A 17,198-nucleotide genomic window follows, 5' to 3' on the forward strand; every position below is an offset into this window, starting at 1 on the left:
CAGAACTGGATGAGATACCGCTCAGTGCCCGCCGAAGAGCGAGCGGCGCAGCCGGCGCAGCGGAGCGAAGAGGGAGACGCGGCTGACCCGCGCACCTCGGTCGCTGCGCTCGTGCGCCTTGTCACGTGCCGTCAGCTCACGCATCAGCGAGGTCGCCTCGGCCGCCTTCTGCTGCGGTATGGCGGGACCCGCCAGCACCGAAAGATGGCGGTCGAGGCGCGAACTGGTCGCGCTGCTCCCACAAGTGATCGCAGGGACCCTGGCCCTGCTGCGCACCGTTATCTGCTCCATGTCACTCCCCACCCGTACGAGTCCACCCGGCCCGGGCAGGGTAACCCTATCGCCCCATTGAGGCATGCGGGTATCTCGACCACAGGATTCACCTTCCCCGCAAGGCGGTTGACCGCCCCTCGATGACTACTCTCCGAATCCGACCGATTTCAGGGTGAGTTGGACAAGCGGCTGGCCGGTTGGCTGTGCGGAGCCGCCGTCCGGCTCGACGGTTACGGCGAGTGACGCCGAGGACGGGTCGAGCCCCTTCGCGACCAAGGGCGTGTCGCCCTCGAAGAGCCCCAGGGAGCGCGGTTGCACGTGGGGGCGCATGGCCCAGAGCTGGTGTACACGGCCGCCGGACGGGGTGCCGTATCCGCTGAGCGTGACGACGGCCTGCCGCTCCGATACGGAAGCGATCACTCCGATACTGCGGCCCCGTGCGTCCTTTCCGGCGGCGGCGCGGGCGTCGGGAGCTGCGAGAACGTGGGCGATCTCACGTGCCTGGGTCCGCTCGGCGTCGAGTTGGTCCCGGGTGCGGTTCGCCTGGACCGCGAAGAGGGAGGCGACGACGAGCGCCGCGGCGGCGGTCGCCGTCGCGAAGGGGACGAAGAGCGGGCGTGCACGGGTGCGCGACGGCAGGGGCTGGGCGCCCCATACGTGCGGCGGGAGCTGGGGCGCGCGCTCCCGGGCGGGCGCCGGTGCCTGCTCCTGCGGGATGGTGCGCACAGCGGCCAGCACCCGGTCGCGCAGGGCGGCCGGTGCGGGGGCGGCCGTGGACCAGGCGAGCCGCACCGCGTCCTCGGACAGCGCCCGCACCTCGGCGGCACAGCGGTCACAGCCGCTCAGGTGTTTCTCGAAGCGGCGGCGCTCGGCGGGTTCGAGGGCGTCGAGCGCATAGGGCGCGGCGAGGGAGTGCGGGTCCTCGCGGCCCAGCAGGCGGCCGAGGATGCTCATGCGGCACCTCCCAGGCACTCGCGCAGCCGGGTGAGTCCGTCGCGCATCCGCGTCTTGACCGTACCGAGCGGCAGCGACAGCCGCTCGGCCACCTCACGGTACGTGTAGCCGTCGTAGTAGGCGAGGGTCACGGACTGGCGTTGCAGCGCGGTGAGCCGGTCCAGGCAGCGGCGCACCCACTCGCGCTCCAGGCCCGCCTCGACCTCCTCGGCGACATGGTCGAAGGCGGGTTCCCCGGCGCGCAGGGCCTCGCGCTGCTCGCGTTCACCGGCGGCGCGGGCGCTGCGCACCCGGTCGACCGCGCGGCGGTGGGCGAGGGTGAGGATCCAGGAGAGGGCGCTGCCCCGGCGGGGGTCGAACCGGGCGGCGGAGCGCCACAGTTCGAGCAGCACCTCCTGGGCGACCTCCTCGGACTGGGCGGGGTCGCGCACCACACGGCGGACGAGCCCGAACACCGGTCCGGAGACCAGTTGGTACAGATCCTCGAAAGCCCTTTGGTCGCCACCCGCCACGAGCACCAGAAGCTCGTCCGCCTCCACCCCGGTCCCCCTTCCGTGGCCGCAGCCGGCCCTGCCTCTGACTCCACGCATCCGCACGAGCGCACACCTCCGGCCGGTGATACGGATCAGCGGGCCGAAAACGCGGGTCCGGAACACAGGAAAAAAATCTTCTCTCCGACCAATCCGAACGGCTTCCCCGCTCCGTATTCCCGTCCGTCAAGGCAAGTTGGCACTGAGGACGGACGGCATGACACCTCTCTTCTCCAGGAGCGGCACGGGACGCAAGGGCCTGGCCACGCTCATCTGTGGTGCGCTGGCCGCCGGAGGGCTCGCAGCCGCCGGCGTCGCCACGCTGGAACCCGGGGCGGCCTCCGCCTCCTCCCACCGGGAGGCCCCGCTGATCTCGGGGACCCCGCAGTACGACAACACGGACCTGTATGCGTTCGTCAGCCCGGACAAGCCCGACACCACGACGATCGTGGCCAACTGGATCCCGTTCGAGGAACCGGCGGGCGGCCCGAACTTCTACACGTTCGCGGACGACGCCCAGTACGACATCCACGTCGACAACAACGGTGACGCGCAGGGCGAGCTGCTCTTCCGCTACACGTTCAAGACGCACGTCAAGAACAAGAACACTTTCCTCTACAACACGGGGGTGGTGAAGAGCCTCGACGACCCGAACCTCAACATCACGCAGACCTACGACATCGACCTGATCAAGCTGCACAACCAGAAGGTGGTGTCCAGGACACGGCTCGCGGACAGCGTGCCGGTCGCGCCGTCGGACGTCGGCAAGGCGTCGATGCCGGACTACGCCAAGCTGCGGTACCAGGCCGTGCACAAGACGGCGGGCGGCGCCGCGACCTTCGCCGGCCAGGCCGACGACCCGTTCTTCGCCGACCTGCGGGTCTTCGACCTGCTCTACGGCGGGAACCTCTCCGAGGTCGGACGGGACACGCTCAAGGGCTACAACGTCAACACGATCGCCCTGCAGGTGCCCAACGATCTGATCCGCGAGTCGGCCGGGCAGCCGATCGTCGGCATCTGGTCGACGACCCAGCGCAAGAACGCCCAGGGGTACTACGAGCAGGTCTCGCGCCTGGGCAACCCGCTGGTCAACGAGGTCGTCAACCCGCAGAAGGACAAGGACAGGTTCAACGCGTCCCAGCCCTGGTACGACGCGCAGTTCCTGAAGAACGTGACCAACCCCGAACTGCCCAGGCTCATCGAGTCGATCTACAAGATCAAGGCTCCCGCCGAGCCGCGCAACGACCTGGTCGACGTGTTCCTCAAGGGCGTCAAGGGACTCAACCAGCCGCCGTACGTGAAGCCTTCGGAGGAGCTGCGCCTCAACACCTCGGTCAAGCCGAGCATGCACCCCAAGCGGCTGGGTGTCCTCGACGGTGACAACACCGGCTTCCCGAACGGCCGTCGCCTCACGGACGACGTCATCGACGCCTCCCTGCAGGTGGTCGAGGGCGAACTGGTGGGATCCAAGAACGACCTGGGCGACGCCGTCGACAAGAACGACAAGGGCTTCGAGAAGTACTTCCCGTACGTGGCCGAGCCCACGGCCGGTTCCCGCGGCGCCCTCGCCAAGGGCACGTCCGGCAACGCCGACGTCCGCAGCCAGCTCGGCGACGCCCTGCAGCCGGCCGGATCCTCCTCCGGCGGCTCCGGCAACACGGTGCTGATCGCCGCCTCGGCGGCCTCGGGCGCGGCCGGGATCCTGCTGATCGGCACCGCCTTCGCCTGGTGGCGCCGTCGTATGCAGCGCCCGTACTGACCGGCGTCCCACCGACCGGCGCGGCCCGTACTTCCCTCCCCCACGGCGGGCCGCGCCCCATCCCTTCGACCACGATCAGCCGACCTAGGAGAGGGCATGGCCCCGCGTACCAATGACGAGGAGACCGGTGGGCGGACGGTGAGCGACGGAGTGGACGGCACCCCGGCGCCCGCCGCCTCCGAAACCGAGCCGAACGGGTCGGAGACGAAGACCACGGCTTCGGGGACGGAGACGGCGGCCCCGGGGACGGCGTCCTCCGAGTCCTCCGAGTCCGGCGGCGACCCGCGCGTGGCCGCCGTCCGCCGGCTCGCCGCCGCGGGCCGGCTGCGTCATACCGCTCAGCGGCTCTGCTGCGCCGCCCTGCTGGCCGTCGCGCTGACGGGCGGGGCGATCGCCTTCGGGGCGGCACGGGACGGCGGGTCCACCGTTCCGGCCGCCTCCAGTGCCGTCGACCCCGGGGTGCTCGGCAGCGGCGACCTGAACGCGAGCATCGCCAACCTCCAAGCCCATCTGCGGTCCCAGCCGCGGGACTTCGACGGCTGGGCCACCCTCGGCCTGGCCTACGTCGAGCAGGCACGGACCAAGGGCGATCCCGCACGGTACCCGCAGGCCGAGAAGGCCCTGAAGCGGTCCCTGGCGCTGGCCCCGGGCAACGACCAGGCCCTGGCCGGCCGGGCCGCCCTCGCCGCCGCCCGGCACGACTTCAAGGACGCGCTGACCTACGCGGACCGGGCCCTGAAGCAGAACCCGTACAGCGAGCGCGCCCTGTCCTCCCGCGTCGACGCCCTGGTCGAACTCGGCCGGTACGCCGAGGCCGACCGGGCCGTCGAGGCCGCGGACGCACGCAAGCCGGGCGTGCCGGTCTTCACGCGGTACGCGTACGTGCACGAGCTGCGCGGCGACGTCCCGACCGCCCGGCGCGTCCTCGAGCAGGCCCTGACCGTGTCCACTTCGCCGGGCGACGTGGCGTACGTGTCCGCCCAGCTGGGCCAGCTCGCCTGGAACCAGGGCGACTACCGCTCGGCGCTCTCCTCCTACGCCCGGGCGCTCGCCGCCGACGAGAACTACCTCCCCGCGCTGGAGGGCCGGGCGCGCGCCCAGGCGGCGACCGGCCGGCGGGACGAGGCCATCAAGGGTCTGGAGACGGTGGTATCCCGCTATCCGCTGCCCGGACCGCTCGTCGAACTCGGCGAGCTGTACGAGGCCCGCGGCGCGGCCGGCGACCGCACCAGGGCGCACGACCAGTACGCGCTCGTGGACGCCTGGATCGCCCTCGCCCGCGCCAACGGCGTCAACGCCGACCTCGACACCGCGCTGGCCGCGGCCGACCACGGCGACAAGGCCGCCGCGCTGCGTGCGGCCCGCGCCGAATGGGCCCGCAGGCACACCGTGCACACCGCGGACGCCCTCGCCTGGGCACTGCATGTCAACGGCCATGACGGGGAGGCACTCCCCTTCGCCCGCCGGGCCACGGCCACCGGCTACCGCAATGCCGCCTTCCTCTACCACCGCGGCATGATCGAACTGGCCACGGGCCACGCGAAGGAGGGCAGGGCCTCCCTGACGGCGGCCCTGAAGCTGAACCCCGGCTTCTCCCCCCTGGGCGCGGCCGAGGCCCGCAAGGCGCTGGGGGCCGCCCGGTGAAGCTCCGTCGCCCGCTCGCCCGCGCCGCGGCCGTCCTCACGGCCGCGTGCGCCCTGGCGCTTACCCCGGCCGCGACCGCCGGCGCGCATCCCCTCGGCAACTTCACCGTCAACCGCTACGACGGTCTCGTCGCCGCCCCCGGACAGCTCCGCGTCGACCATGTGGAGGACCTCGCGGAGATCCCGGCGACCCAGGCCAGGCCCGACATCCAGCGGCTGGGGCTGAGCGCGTGGGCCGGGCAACGCTGCGCCGATGCCGCGAAGGGCAGCGCGCTCACCGTCGGCGGACAGCCGGTCGAACTGGCCACCGGCAGCGCCCGCGCCCGGCTGCGGCCGGGCCAGGCCGGGCTGAACACCCTGCGCGTGGAGTGCCGGTTCACGGCGCCCCTTCCCCAGCGCAAGCCGGTCGTTCTCGGCTTTCACGGCGCGGGGGCCACCAGCGGACCCGGCTGGCGGGAGATCACCGCGCGCGGCGACCGCATGACGCTCACCGCGACGGACGTACCGAAGAAGTCCGTCTCGCACGAACTCACCACGTATCCGAAGGACCTGCTCTCCTCGCCCGCCGACACCACCACGGCCTCGCTGCGCGTGCGCCCCGGCGGTCCCGCGCTCGCCGAGGAACGGCAGGACGCCCCGGGCGCCGGTGTGCTGCCCCGGGGTGCCGACCGCTGGACCCGCGCCCTGGACGACCTCGTCGCCCGCCACGACCTGACCCTCGGCTTCGCCACGCTCGCGCTGCTCATCGCGGTCGTGCTGGGCGCGATGCACGCCCTGGCACCGGGCCACGGCAAGACCCTGATGGCCGCGTCGGCGGCGGCACGCGGGGGCCGCGCCCGGCTGCGGGACGTGCTGCCGCTGGCCGCCTCGGTCACGGTGACCCACACCCTCGGCGTGGTTGCCCTGGGCCTGCTCGTCACGGCCGGTTCCGCCGCCACGCCCTCGGTGATCGCCTGGCTGGGCATCGCCAGCGGCGCCCTGGTGCTCGTCGCGGGCGCGAACCTCGTACGACGGGCCTGGCGCAACCGTGCGCACTCCCACTCCCACCCCCACTCCGGCTCCCACTCCCACCCTCACCCGCACCCGCACCCGCACCCGCACGAGGAGCCCGCGGAGCGGCCGTTGGCCCTGGTCGGCGCACACCAGGGCGTCACGGCGGCCGGCCACACGCACGGGGCCGACCACGTGCACGCGACCGAGCACGTTCGCGCGGACAGCCACGTGTACGCGGACAGCCACGTGCACACGGACCACCGAGGTCACCGGCACCACGACCATCACGACCACGGTCACGACCACAATCACGACCACGACCACGGCCACGGTCGTGATCACCACCGTGGTGACCACCCTCACGTGCACGGACACGACCACGACCACGAGCACGGCCATGGGCACGACCACGACCACGACCATGGGCACAAGCACGAGCACCACCACGACGACGAGCACGCCATGGTGCACACCCACGGCGGCCACACCCACAGCCACCCCACCGCCCCCACCCTCCGCGGCACGATCCTCCTGGGGTTCGCCGGTGGTCTGGTGCCCAGCCCCTCCGCGGTCGTCGTGCTCGTCGGAGCCGCGGCGCTCGGCAAGGCCTGGTTCGGGCTGCTGCTCGTCGTGGCGTACGGCGCCGGTCTTGCGCTGACGCTGACGGCGGCCGGATTCGCCGTGGTCCGGCTGGGCTCGGGCGTCACCCGGGCGCTGGAGCGGCGCCCGCGCTGGACCGCCCACCCGGTGACCGGTGTGGTGCGCCGGACCCTGCCGCTCGCTTCCGCGCTGGTCGTCGTCGCCCTGGGTGCCGGATTGGTGCTCAAGGGGGCCGCAACCGCCCTCGGCTGAGCTACTTTTATGGAGAAATCACGTCAGATGCCGTGGGGGGCACCCGTGTCCGAAGAACCGGGCCGTGACCGCGTGATCGCGGGCCGCTACCGTCTGCTGTCCCCGCTGGGCGAGGGCGGCATGGGCACGGTGTGGCGCGCCCGCGACGAGGTGCTGCACCGTGAGGTGGCCGTCAAGGAGGTGCGGGCCCCGGCCGGGCTGCCCGTTTCCGACATCGAGCGGATGTACGCGCGCCTGGAGCGCGAGGCGTGGGCGGCGGCCCGGGTCGCGAACCGCAACGTGGTCACGGTGTACGACGTGGCGATCGAGGGCGGCCGGCCATGGATCGTGATGGAGCTGGTCCGCGGCCTGTCCCTGGCCGACCAGCTGGAGGCCGAGGGCCCGCTGTCGCCGCAGCGGGCCGCGCACATCGGTGCCGAGGTACTGGCCGCGCTGCGCGCCGCGCACGCCGTCGGGGTGCTGCACCGGGACGTGAAGCCGGCCAATGTGCTGCTGGCCAACGACGGCCGCGTGGTCCTCACCGACTTCGGCATCGCGACGGTCGAGGGCAGCTCGGCGCTGACCATGACGGGCGAGGTGATCGGCTCGCCCGAGTTCCTCGCTCCGGAGCGGGCGCTCGGGCGTACGCCGGGCCCGGAGTCGGACCTGTGGTCGCTGGGCGTGCTGCTGTACGCGGCCGTCGAGGGCAACTCCCCGTTCCGGTACGACACTCCGCTGAGCACCCTGCGCGCCGTGGTGGACGAGGAACTGCCGCCGCCGCGCCGGGCCGGACCGCTCGCTCCCGTCATCGAGGGGCTGCTGCGCAAGGACCCTGCCGACCGGCTGCCCGCCGAGCGGGCGGAGCAGGAGCTGCGGATCGTCGCGGCGGGCGGGACTTCCCGCACGGTGCCGACGCCGGTCCCGCCGTACGCACCGACGGCCGCGACCCGGCCGCAACGGACGTCGCCCACACCGCCGATGCCGGTGCCCGGCGGGTATCCGGAGCCGGGGACCACGGCCGTCGCGCCGGACCGCGGGCGACGGACCGGCCTGGTGCTGGTGGCCGGTGTGCTCGCGGTCGTGCTGGCGGTGGCGGGACTGACGTACGCGCTGCTCGACCATGACCACGGCGGTGACAAGGGGAACGACGGCGCGCGCTCCGGCGGGGCGAGCAGCAGTGCGCACTCGCCGGCTCCGAGCACCGGTACGGACTCCGGCAGCGGGGCGCAGCCGCCCGCGCAGAGCGGCAGCACGACGACGGGCAGCCGGCCCGCCCAGTCCGTGCAGGTGACCCTGACGGGCTCGCACACCGGGTACGACGGGACCTGTCCGCCGCCGAGCGGGCAGGCGCCCACGTTCACGGCGACGTTCACGGTGGGGCGGCTGCCCGCGCAGGTGGAGTACCGGTGGGTGCTCACGCACGGGTCGGTCTCCGACCCGGGATGGAAGACGCTGGCGTTCCCGGCGGGCGGCGGCAGGACCCGGCAGGTGCAAGTGGTCGTGACGGCCTACTCCGAGGACCGGACGATCGAGAACGGGATCGGCGTGGAGGTGCGCGGTCCGGTGCGGACCACGTCGGACACCGTGCCGTTCTCGGTGACCTGCTCGACGACGGCGACGGAGACCCCGTCCGACGGGGTCTCCGCCTCACCCTCGGACTCGCCCTGACGGGCCGGCCCGCAGGGCTCAGGACGCGTTGGCCGTGAACACGGGCAGATAGCCGCCGGACTGGCCGGCCGCGGTGGGGTGGTACGACTCGCCGATGTCGAGCCAGTTGACGCTGTGCAGCCAGGAGTCACTGGAGCAGATCTCGTGACTGGAGAACGGGGTGCGGATGTCGCCGAAGACGAAGTTGTGGTCCAGGGCACGCTTCTGGATGGCGGCGTCGATGTGGTCGGCGGCGCCGTTGATCGCGGACCGCTTGGTGTCGGAGAGGCCGAGGCAGGTCTGGCCGAGCAGGTAGAAGCGGGGGTAGCCGAGGACGACCACCCGGGCGGAGGGGGCTTTGGCGCTGATCGCGTTGTAGACGGCGTCGAGCTTGCCGGGCAGCGTCGAGTCGACGTACGCCTCGGCACTGTTGATCTTGGACAGACAGGTGCTGTCGGACGAGAGGACACAGGTCGTCATGACGTCGGTGAAACCGGCGTCGTTGCCGCCGATGGTGACGGAGACCAGGGCGGTGGAGGAGCTGAGCGAGCCGAGCTGATTGGCGAGTACGTCGTCCGTCGTGGCGCCCGAGCAGGCGTTGAAGGCGAACGAGGACGGGCTGTGGGCGGCGTTCCACAGGTACGGGTACGCCTTGGTGCTGCGGTCACAGCTTCCGCTCGAGCTGATGTAACTGCCTGCGCCGACTCCGGAGGCGTAGGAGTCGCCGAGCGCCACATAGCCGCCGGTCGCGGCTGTCGAGGCGGCGTGCGCCGTGGCGGCCCCGGTGAGGGCGAGGCCGGCGGCGAGGAGGAGCGAGGTCACGTATGCCGTAAATCGGGAACGTCTCATGGAACCTCCCTTTAGCAGGATCTCTGCCACAACTGTCGTAGCAACTACGCGTGTTGAACGGAAGTGTCCATGCCAAAACTTTTGAGCTTTGAACGACGCCCCGACGGGAGCGGCCCGGGCTCCCGTCGAACACCCCTTCCCCCTGCGGCCACGACCGCCCCTGGGAACACATGTCCAGTAAGGGACCGCTGTCTTGACGGCCCAGGTGAGCCTGCGCCACATTGAAGCCCGGCATCCGGCGCGTCGGGGGGCAAAGTCGCCAATGCAGACCTTACGCATCAAGACACCTTCAGCAGACGGCGGCGAGGACGACGCCGAGCAGGCACGGCCGGGTCCGGGGAGGGACCTGTCTCCGCTGCTCGCCGGGGCCGCCACGGCCGTCGGCGCGGTGGGCGCGGTGCTCGCGCTCACGGACGCCGACTCACCGCTGCGCGCACCCTGCGCGCTGTTCTTCCTGCTCACGGCGCCGGCCGTGGCGATCGGAGCAGCACTGCGCGGGCTCAATCCCTTCGGCCGGGTGCTCAGCGCGCTTGCGGGCGCGGTCGTACTGAACATGCTGGTTGCGCAGGGCATGCTGGCCGTGCACCGCTGGTCGGTGCGCGGTGGTGTCGTCGCCGTGGCTTCGCTCAGCCTGCTGCTGTTCCTGCTCGTCCTCGCCCGGGGGAAATCCCGTTCGGGGAAACGAACACAAGACGGAACAACCAAGGCCAAAGTTGTGTAACGGCCAAACCAACAAAAACGTGAGACGCAGGTTCAGGTCTTGCCATACTGCTTCAATCGTCAATACCGTCGTACATCTCACCCGCATCGGTCCGTCAGCACACGGTTCAGGGGAGGGCTCAGGGCCGTGACGTATCGGCGCGGGGCGCGGTAGGGGGGTGCCGTGCTCGGTGACCGCACTTGTTTCCGAGTCGTGCCGCGCGACCGGCTGCCGTCTTTTTCCGGCAGCCCGGCCATCTTTGCCAGCTCATCTGCAGGCACGGAGATCACTTCGCCGTGCCGAAGACGAGAACCCCCCTTTCGAACCGGACACAGAGCCGGGCCGCCCAGGGGCGGGCGGTCCACCGGACGAGAGGGACACCACACATGAGTTCTGTTCTGCATACGCCGAGTTCGGGCCAAGATCCGTTAATCGCCGCCCAATACCGGCCCATCTCCACTCACCTGGCGATCACTCCGCCGGTGAGCGTGGTGATTCCCGCCATGAATGAGGCGGAGAATCTGCCCTACGTCTTCAAGACCCTTCCGGACTGGATACAGGAAGTGGTTCTTGTGGACGGCAATTCCACCGACGACACGGTCGAGGTGGCACGCTCGCTGTGGCCCGCGGTGAAAGTCGTGGAACAGCAGGGAAAGGGCAAGGGGGATGCCCTGATCACCGGGTTCGAGGCGTGCAGCGGCGACATCATCGTGATGGTCGACGCGGACGGCTCGGCCGACGGCAACGAGATCGTGTCGTACGTGTCCGCCCTCGTCTCGGGTGCCGACTTCGCCAAGGGCTCGCGTTTCGCCAACGGCGGCGGCACGGACGACATGACCTTCATCCGCAAGCTCGGCAACTGGGCGCTGTGCACCATCGTCAACCGCAAGTTCGGCGCCCGCTACACCGATCTCTGCTACGGCTACAACGCGTTCTGGCGGCACTGCCTCGACAAGATCGACCTGGACTGCACCGGCTTCGAGGTCGAGACCCTGATGAACATCAGAGTGGTCAAGGCGGGACTGAAGGTGCAGGAGATCCCCAGCCACGAGTACCTCCGCATCCACGGCACGAGCAATCTGCGGGCCGTGCGGGACGGGCTGCGGGTGCTGAAGGTCATCCTCAAGGAGCGCTCCAACCGGCGTGCCCTGCGCCGCCGGGTCCGCCACGCGCGGCTGCTGAACACCGGGCAGGGAGAGGTGTCTTGACAGATCCCGGCATCTCCGTCGTGATCTGCGTGTACACCGAGGACCGCTGGGAGGACATCCTCGCGGCGGTCTCCTCGGTGCGCGCGCAGTCGTATCCGGCGCTGGAGACGCTCCTGGTCGTGGACCACAACCAGGTCCTGCTGGACCGGCTGGCCCGCGAGTACAAGGAGTACGCGAAGGGCACCGCGGCCGGCACGGTCCGAGTGCTCGCCAACGCCGGCCCGCGCGGGCTGTCGGCCGGCCGCAACACCGGTATCGCCGCCTCCCACGGCGAGGTGATCGCCTTCCTGGACGACGACGCGGTCGCCGAGCGGGACTGGCTGCGCCGCTTCGCCGAGGGGTACGCCGACCCGCGCGTGATGGCGGTCGGCGGACGTACGGTCCCGGTCTGGGCGTCGGGCCGCCGCCCCGTCTGGTTCCCGGCGGAGTTCGACTGGGTGGTGGGCTGCACCTACCGGGGGCTGCCGCCGGGCCGGGTCCGGGTCCGCAACGTACTGGGCGGAAACGCCTCCTTCCGGCGTACGGCGTTCACGGCGGCGGGCGGTTTCGCCACCGGCATCGGCCGCGACGGCGACCGGCGCCCGCTGGGCTGCGAGGAGACCGAGCTGTGCATCCGGCTCACCCGGGCCCGCCCCGACGCCGTGCTCCTCATCGACGACCGCGCGGTGATCCACCACCGGGTGCCCGAGGTCCGCGAGCACTTCGCGTACTTCCGCACCCGTGCCTACGCGGAAGGCCTGTCGAAGGCGCTGGTGGCCCGCAGCGTCGGCGCGGACAAGGGGCTGGAGTCCGAACGCCGTTACACCACCCGGGTCCTGCCCGCAGGGGTCGCCCGCGGTCTGCGGGACGCCCTGCTCGCCCGTCCGGGCGGTGCGGGGCGCGCGGGCGCGATCGTCGCGGGGGTGCTCACGGCGGCGGGCGGCTATGTGGTGGGCACCATGCGGGCACGGCGGGGCGGAGCGACGTTCTCCGTGGCACGCATCGAGGGGGAGGCCCACGGCGACACGGGCACAGGGCCCCGGGGAAACGCTCCGAGCGACACGGATCCACGGACCGCCGGAGACACCCTGAGCGACACGGACCCACGGACCGCCGGAGACACCCTGAGCGACACGGATCCACGGACCGCCGGAGACACCCTGAGCGACACGGGCGCGGGGATCGAGGGGGAACGTCCATGAGCGGCACTGCCGTACCGATCCTCATGTACCACGCGGTGGCGACCGCGCCGGGCGACGCCACTCGGGCCCTGTCGGTCGCCCCGGAGGCGTTCGCCGAGCAGATGGCACTCGTCGGCGACCTGGGCCTGACCCCGGTGACGACCGCCGACCTCGCGGCACGCTGGCGGCACGGCCGTCCGCTGCCGGAACGGCCGGTGCTGATCACCTTCGACGACGGCTACGAGGGCGTCCACCGGCACGCCCTGCCCGTGCTGGCCGAACACGGCTTCCCGGCCACGCTGTTCGTCTCCACCGGCTGGATCAGGGGCGCCCACGACACCGGAGGCGGACTGGACGTCATGCTCGACTGGCGGCAGGTGCGCGACCTCGCGGACGCCGGCGTCGAGATCGGCGGGCACAGCCACAGCCACCCGCAGCTCGACCAGCTCGACGACGCCGCCCTGCGCTCGGAGCTGGTCCGCAGCACGGAGATCGTCACCGGCGAACTCGGCTCCCGCCCGGTGTCGTTCGCCTATCCGTACGGCTACTCCAGCCGCCGGGTCCGCCGGGCCGTGCGGGAGGCCGGGTACGCCCAGGCGCTCGCCGTCGGCAACGGCCTCGCCCGCCGTGGGCAGGGGCCGTACGCCCTGCAGCGCGTCACCGTCCGCCGCAGCACGGGCGTCGAGGAGTTCGAGCGGCTGCTCGAAGGCCGTGCCATCGCCCGTAACTTCGCCAGGGACCGCGCCCTCACCAAGGGGTACGCCCTCGTCCGCAGAGCACGCCAGGTCCGCCGGAAGGCCATCCGTTCCCGTGTCTGACACGACCACCACAACCGAGGCCGCGACGTCCGGGCCCGAGGCGCCCGCACCGTCCGGGCGCCGTCTCCGGCTGCCCGGGACCGGCCGGTCCTCCAGCGGCAGCCCGCTGTTCCGCAACGCCTACGCCCTGATGCTCAACACCGGTATCTCCGCCGTCCTCGGGCTCGGCTTCTGGCTGGCCGCGGCACGCTACTACTCCGAGTCGGCGGTCGGGCAGGGCTCGGCCGCCATCGCCGCGATGAAGCTGCTCGCCGGCCTGACCGCGGTGACCCTGACCGGCGCCCTGGCACGCTTCATCCCGGTGTCCGGGCAGCGCACCGGACGGCTCATCTTCCGTACCTACGCGGGCAGTTCGCTGATCGTGGCGCTCGCGGCGGGCGTGTTCCTGATGACCCTGGGCGTGTGGGGGCCGTCGTACCGCTTCCTGCACGGGCCCCTCAACGGCCTCGGGTTCATCGCGGCCGTCGTCGCCTGGAACCTGCTCACGCTCCAGGACGGGGTGCTGACCGGGCTGCGCAGCGCGCCCTGGGTGCCGGTGGGCAACACCGTGTTCTCGGCGGTGAAGCTGGGGCTGCTCGTCGCGTTCGCCGTGGCGATCCCCGCCACCGGCGTCTTCGTGTCCTGGGTCGCCGCGATCGCCACCTCGGTGGTGCCGCTGGGCTGGCTGGTGTTCCGGCGGCTGGTGCCCCGGCACGTCAAGGCCACCGCGGACCACACCAAGCCGCCGACGCTGAAGGAGATCGGGCGCTTCCTCGCCGGGGACTACACCGGCTCGCTCTTCTCCCTCGCCGTGGTCTACCTCGTCCCGGTGATCATCGCCTCGCAGGTCAGCTCCGAGGACAACGCGTACTTCTACATCACCACCACCATCGGCGGTACGACCAACCTGCTCGCCATCAACATGGGCGCGTCCCTGACGGTGGAGGGCTCCCACGACCCCGGGCGGCTGGCCGCCAACACCCGGGCAGCGCTGAAGCGGATGGCCCGGATCATGCTGCCGATCGCGGGCGTGCTGTTCGTCGGCGCACCCTGGATCCTGGGCGTCTTCGGCGACGGCTACGCCCAGGCGGCGACCCCGCTGCTGCGCTGGTTCGCGGTCGGCGCGCTGCTGCGGGTCGTGATGGAGACGTACTTCGCGGTGCTGCGCGCGCAGAGCCGCACCGGCGGGCTCGCCTGGATGCAGGGCCTGCTGTGCGCGCTGGTGCTCGGGCTGACGCTGCTGCTCCTGCCCCGGATGGGCCTGACCGGAGCGGGCGTGGCGGAGATCTCCAGCCTCGCGGTGATCGTGGCGATCGCCGCGCCGAAGCTGTGGCGGACGCTCCGGGCCGCACCGCCGGCCGTGGCGGATGCGGCGGCACCGGACGGGGACCTCTCCGACCTGGAGGCGCTCCCCCACTCCCGGCTCCACCCGAGCGGGGGGACCCCCGCCGCCCAGGCCGCCGCCCCCGCACACCGGACCGGCCCGGCCTGGGCGCTGGACCACGACACCGTCGCCCTCGGTATCCACGTCGACTTCGACCACGTCGAGCGCCGGCCGGACGTCCGCCCGGGACCCGGCACCCCGCCCACCGGCACACCCGTGCGCCTGCCGGCCGAGGGTCCGGAACCGGGCGCCGAGGTGTCCCTGGGCCCGGCCGAGGCGGCGCTGCTGAGGGAGGCGGCGGTCGACGCGCCGTTCGAGGAGTTCGAGGAGTTCGAGGAGTTCGAGGAGCTGGGGAAACTCGGGGAGTTCGGGGAGGCGCCGGCACAGAGCGCCGTGCCGGACGACGTCGTGGCCGAGGAGGCGCCGCCGCCCGAACCGCCGGCCCGGCTGCTGCCCACCCGCTCCGGTGTCGTGCTCGGCTGTCTGCTGGTCGCCGCGCTCCTGCTGTACTGGGTGCCCGCGCTGCGGCTCGGCGAGGCCGATCTGGACCGGATGGGCGGGCTCGGGCTGGTCTCCGTGCTGCCGCTGCCGACGCTGGTGGGGGCCGCCCTGCTGGTCACGGTGTTCGCCTCGCTGCTCTGGCTGCGCCGTGAGCACCGGACGCTGCTGCTGGTCACCCTGCTGGCGACCGTGGTGTCCCTGCATGCGCTGCCCGCGGTGCTGGAGACCGAGCCGAGGTTCCCGACGGCCTGGCAGCACCTCGGCTTCATCGACTACATCGACCGCACCGGGTCCGCCGTACCGGGCCTGGACGCCCGCTGGAGCTGGCCGGGCTTCTTCGCGGCGGCCGCGTTCGTCGCCCGGGCGTGCGGGATCGACGACTTCACGGAGATCATCCGCTGGTGGCCGACGGCCGTCCAGCTCGCCTATCTGGCTCCGATGTTCCTGCTGACCCGTTCGCTGCGGGCGAGCTGGCGGGCCAAGTGGACCGGCGTGTGGCTCTTCGTCCTGTGCGGCTGGGTCGGCCAGGACTACTTCTCCCCGCAGGGGTTCACCTACCTCCTGTACCTCGTCTTCGTGGCGATCCTGCTGGTCTGGTTCCGTGCTCCCCAGGTGATCTGGACGAAGTACCGGCCGGGCGAGGCCGAGGTGGAGCCCACCGACCGACGCCAGCGGGCGGTCCTGCTGCTGGTGGTGATCGGCCTGTACGCGGCGAGCGTGCCGGCCCACCAGCTCACCCCGTTCGTGATGCTCGGTGTGCTCGCGGTCCTGGTGCTGCTGGGCCGGTCCGAACTGCGCGGCCTGCCCATCCTGTTCGCGGTGCTGGTCGCGGCCTGGGTCGGCTTCATGGCCGAGCCGTACTGGTCCGGTCACTTCAACGACCTCTTCGGCGGGGTCGGCGGGGTCGGCAGCAATGTCTCGACCTCCGTCTCCGGCCGTATCCAGGGCGGGAACTCGACGCACAAGCTGGTCCTGTACACCCGGGTGCTGCTGGCCGGCTCGGTGCTGGCCTTCGCCTGCTGGGGCTGGTGGCGGCGGCGCTTCCACCGGTACCGCGAGCGGTCGCTGCTGGTCCTCACCTTCGTCCCGTTCCTGGGCTTCGGCATGCAGTCCTACGGCGGTGAGATGGCGCTGCGCGTCTTCATGTTCGCCGTACCGGGCGCGGCCCTGCTCGGTGCCCTGGCCCTCTTCCCGCGGGCCGGCGTCACCGCGCCGGAGCGCGAGAAGGACCGGGTGAGCCTCGCTCCGCTGGCCGCGCTGCTGGCCGGGCTGCTTCTGATGGGCGGCTTCCTGGTGGCCCGCTGGGGCAACGAGCCGTTCGAGCGGACCCGGCCGGGCGAGGTGGCGGCCATGGACTGGGTGTACGCCCACGACAAGCCGACGGTACGGCTGCTGTGGCTGACCCAGGACACGGTCAACGACGTGACCCCGGCGATGCCGTGGGGCGCGCGGGACATGGAACGGGTGAACTACGTGCCGACGGCGGCACCGGTCGACCCGGTGCTGGTGTCGGGCCTGGTCAAGTCGCTCAAGGACGCGGGCCCGAACTCGTATCTGATGATCAACGAGAGTCAGGTCACGTACCTGCAGCTGGACGCGGGCTACTCGGCCACCTGGGAGTCCCGGCTGGTCCACAACCTGGACAACCGGCAGGAGCTGACGAAGGTCCTGGTCAACGACGACGTCACGGTGTACGCGCTGCGCAAGCAGCCGGCGGGCCCGGTGCCGAAGCCGGACCCGGGTCCGATCGGGCCGCAGGTGACGTGGACGACGTGGTCGGTGATCGGCGCGCTGGCCGCTGTCGCGCTGATCCTGCTGCTGACCGCGCGCGAGGTGGTCCGGGTCGCGGTGCGGCCGGGTGTACGGCAACTGCGCTGGCTGCAGGGCAGCTTCTGGTTCTCGCTGCCCCTGCTGGCGGTGCTGCTGGCCTCGCTGGCGCAGCGGTTCCTGACCATGAAGTGACGAGTGC

Annotated in this window: 12 protein-coding genes and 1 pseudogene; 9 read left to right on the plus strand and 4 right to left on the minus strand. The window is 71.8% G+C overall.

Going from position 1 to position 17,198, the window contains the following annotated elements; genetic code table 11:
* Positions 1–21: 21 nt before the first annotated feature.
* The 3 genes from ACZ7P3_RS31260 to ACZ7P3_RS31270 form a co-directional block, all read right to left on the minus strand.
* Positions 22–291, minus strand: coding sequence for a hypothetical protein (locus tag ACZ7P3_RS31260; protein WP_472086743.1), 270 nt, complete (start codon positions 289–291; stop codon positions 22–24).
* A gap of 126 nt (positions 292–417) precedes the next feature.
* A complete protein-coding gene (locus ACZ7P3_RS31265; RefSeq protein WP_472086745.1) occupies positions 418–1,227 on the minus strand; it encodes an anti-sigma factor in 810 nt (269 codons plus the stop codon).
* Positions 1,224–1,766 carry a sigma-70 family RNA polymerase sigma factor gene (locus tag ACZ7P3_RS31270; RefSeq protein WP_472086747.1) on the minus strand — a complete coding sequence of 181 codons (543 nt, stop codon included), beginning with the start codon at positions 1,764–1,766 and terminating at the stop codon, positions 1,224–1,226. Before ACZ7P3_RS31270 ends, ACZ7P3_RS31265 begins: the two co-directional genes overlap by 4 nt.
* Positions 1,767–1,974: 208 nt before the next feature.
* Between ACZ7P3_RS31270 and ACZ7P3_RS31275 the strand changes: the two genes are divergently transcribed.
* The 4 genes from ACZ7P3_RS31275 to ACZ7P3_RS31290 all read left to right on the plus strand — a co-directional run bounded on the left by ACZ7P3_RS31275 (position 1,975) and on the right by ACZ7P3_RS31290 (position 8,651).
* Positions 1,975–3,516 (plus strand): DUF4331 domain-containing protein, encoded by a 1,542-nt coding sequence (locus ACZ7P3_RS31275; RefSeq protein ID WP_472086749.1) that lies wholly within the window; start codon positions 1,975–1,977, stop codon positions 3,514–3,516.
* 96 nt (positions 3,517–3,612) lie between these two features.
* Positions 3,613–5,160: a tetratricopeptide repeat protein gene (locus tag ACZ7P3_RS31280; protein ID WP_472086751.1), complete on the plus strand. Its 1,548-nt coding sequence runs from the start codon at positions 3,613–3,615 to the stop codon at positions 5,158–5,160.
* Positions 5,157–7,004, plus strand: coding sequence for a nickel transporter (locus ACZ7P3_RS31285; protein WP_472086753.1), 1,848 nt, complete (start codon positions 5,157–5,159; stop codon positions 7,002–7,004). The genes ACZ7P3_RS31280 and ACZ7P3_RS31285 overlap by 4 nt, the downstream gene beginning before the upstream one ends.
* Positions 7,005–7,031: 27 nt before the next feature.
* Positions 7,032–8,651 (plus strand): serine/threonine-protein kinase, encoded by a 1,620-nt coding sequence (locus ACZ7P3_RS31290; protein WP_472086870.1) that lies wholly within the window; start codon positions 7,032–7,034, stop codon positions 8,649–8,651.
* Between the two features lie 18 nt (positions 8,652–8,669).
* Here ACZ7P3_RS31290 and ACZ7P3_RS31295 read toward each other — a convergent pair whose 3' ends face one another.
* Positions 8,670–9,479, minus strand: coding sequence for an SGNH/GDSL hydrolase family protein (locus tag ACZ7P3_RS31295; protein ID WP_472086755.1), 810 nt, complete (start codon positions 9,477–9,479; stop codon positions 8,670–8,672).
* 193 nt (positions 9,480–9,672) lie between these two features.
* Here ACZ7P3_RS31295 and ACZ7P3_RS31300 point away from each other — a divergent pair, with 193 nt between their 5' ends.
* The 5 genes and pseudogenes from ACZ7P3_RS31300 to ACZ7P3_RS31320 all read left to right on the plus strand — a co-directional run bounded on the left by ACZ7P3_RS31300 (position 9,673) and on the right by ACZ7P3_RS31320 (position 17,191).
* On the plus strand, positions 9,673–10,200 hold the full coding sequence (locus ACZ7P3_RS31300) for a hypothetical protein (RefSeq protein ID WP_472086757.1): 528 nt from the start codon (positions 9,673–9,675) through the stop codon (positions 10,198–10,200).
* 365 nt (positions 10,201–10,565) lie between these two features.
* Positions 10,566–11,387, plus strand: a complete 822-nt coding sequence (locus ACZ7P3_RS31305; RefSeq protein ID WP_472086759.1) for a glycosyltransferase family 2 protein — start codon at positions 10,566–10,568, stop codon at positions 11,385–11,387.
* Positions 11,384–12,388: pseudogene (locus ACZ7P3_RS31310) on the plus strand (glycosyltransferase family 2 protein); the annotation flags it as partial. The gene ACZ7P3_RS31305 and the pseudogene ACZ7P3_RS31310, both read left to right, overlap by 4 nt.
* A gap of 176 nt (positions 12,389–12,564) precedes the next feature.
* Positions 12,565–13,365 carry a polysaccharide deacetylase family protein gene (locus ACZ7P3_RS31315; RefSeq protein ID WP_472086761.1) on the plus strand — a complete coding sequence of 267 codons (801 nt, stop codon included), beginning with the start codon at positions 12,565–12,567 and terminating at the stop codon, positions 13,363–13,365.
* Positions 13,358–17,191 carry a lipopolysaccharide biosynthesis protein gene (locus tag ACZ7P3_RS31320; RefSeq protein ID WP_472086763.1) on the plus strand — a complete coding sequence of 1,278 codons (3,834 nt, stop codon included), beginning with the start codon at positions 13,358–13,360 and terminating at the stop codon, positions 17,189–17,191. Before ACZ7P3_RS31315 ends, ACZ7P3_RS31320 begins: the two co-directional genes overlap by 8 nt.
* Positions 17,192–17,198 lie beyond the last annotated feature (7 nt).

It is taken from the genome of Streptomyces sp. NPDC107581 (genome assembly GCF_055657175.1).

What these genes read in the sequence shown, in the direction of transcription:
- ACZ7P3_RS31260 (WP_472086743.1), bottom strand. Translation starts at nt 291, where the DNA reads ATGGAGCAGATAACGGTGCGCAGCAGGGCCAGGGTCCCTGCGATCACT.
- ACZ7P3_RS31265 (WP_472086745.1), bottom strand. Translation starts at nt 1,227, where the DNA reads ATGAGCATCCTCGGCCGCCTGCTGGGCCGCGAGGACCCGCACTCCCTC.
- ACZ7P3_RS31275 (WP_472086749.1), top strand. Translation starts at nt 1,975, where the DNA reads ATGACACCTCTCTTCTCCAGGAGCGGCACGGGACGCAAGGGCCTGGCC.
- ACZ7P3_RS31280 (WP_472086751.1), top strand. Translation starts at nt 3,613, where the DNA reads ATGGCCCCGCGTACCAATGACGAGGAGACCGGTGGGCGGACGGTGAGC.
- ACZ7P3_RS31290 (WP_472086870.1), top strand. Translation starts at nt 7,032, where the DNA reads ATGCCGTGGGGGGCACCCGTGTCCGAAGAACCGGGCCGTGACCGCGTG.
- ACZ7P3_RS31295 (WP_472086755.1), bottom strand. Translation starts at nt 9,479, where the DNA reads ATGAGACGTTCCCGATTTACGGCATACGTGACCTCGCTCCTCCTCGCC.
- ACZ7P3_RS31305 (WP_472086759.1), top strand. Translation starts at nt 10,566, where the DNA reads ATGAGTTCTGTTCTGCATACGCCGAGTTCGGGCCAAGATCCGTTAATC.
- ACZ7P3_RS31315 (WP_472086761.1), top strand. Translation starts at nt 12,565, where the DNA reads ATGAGCGGCACTGCCGTACCGATCCTCATGTACCACGCGGTGGCGACC.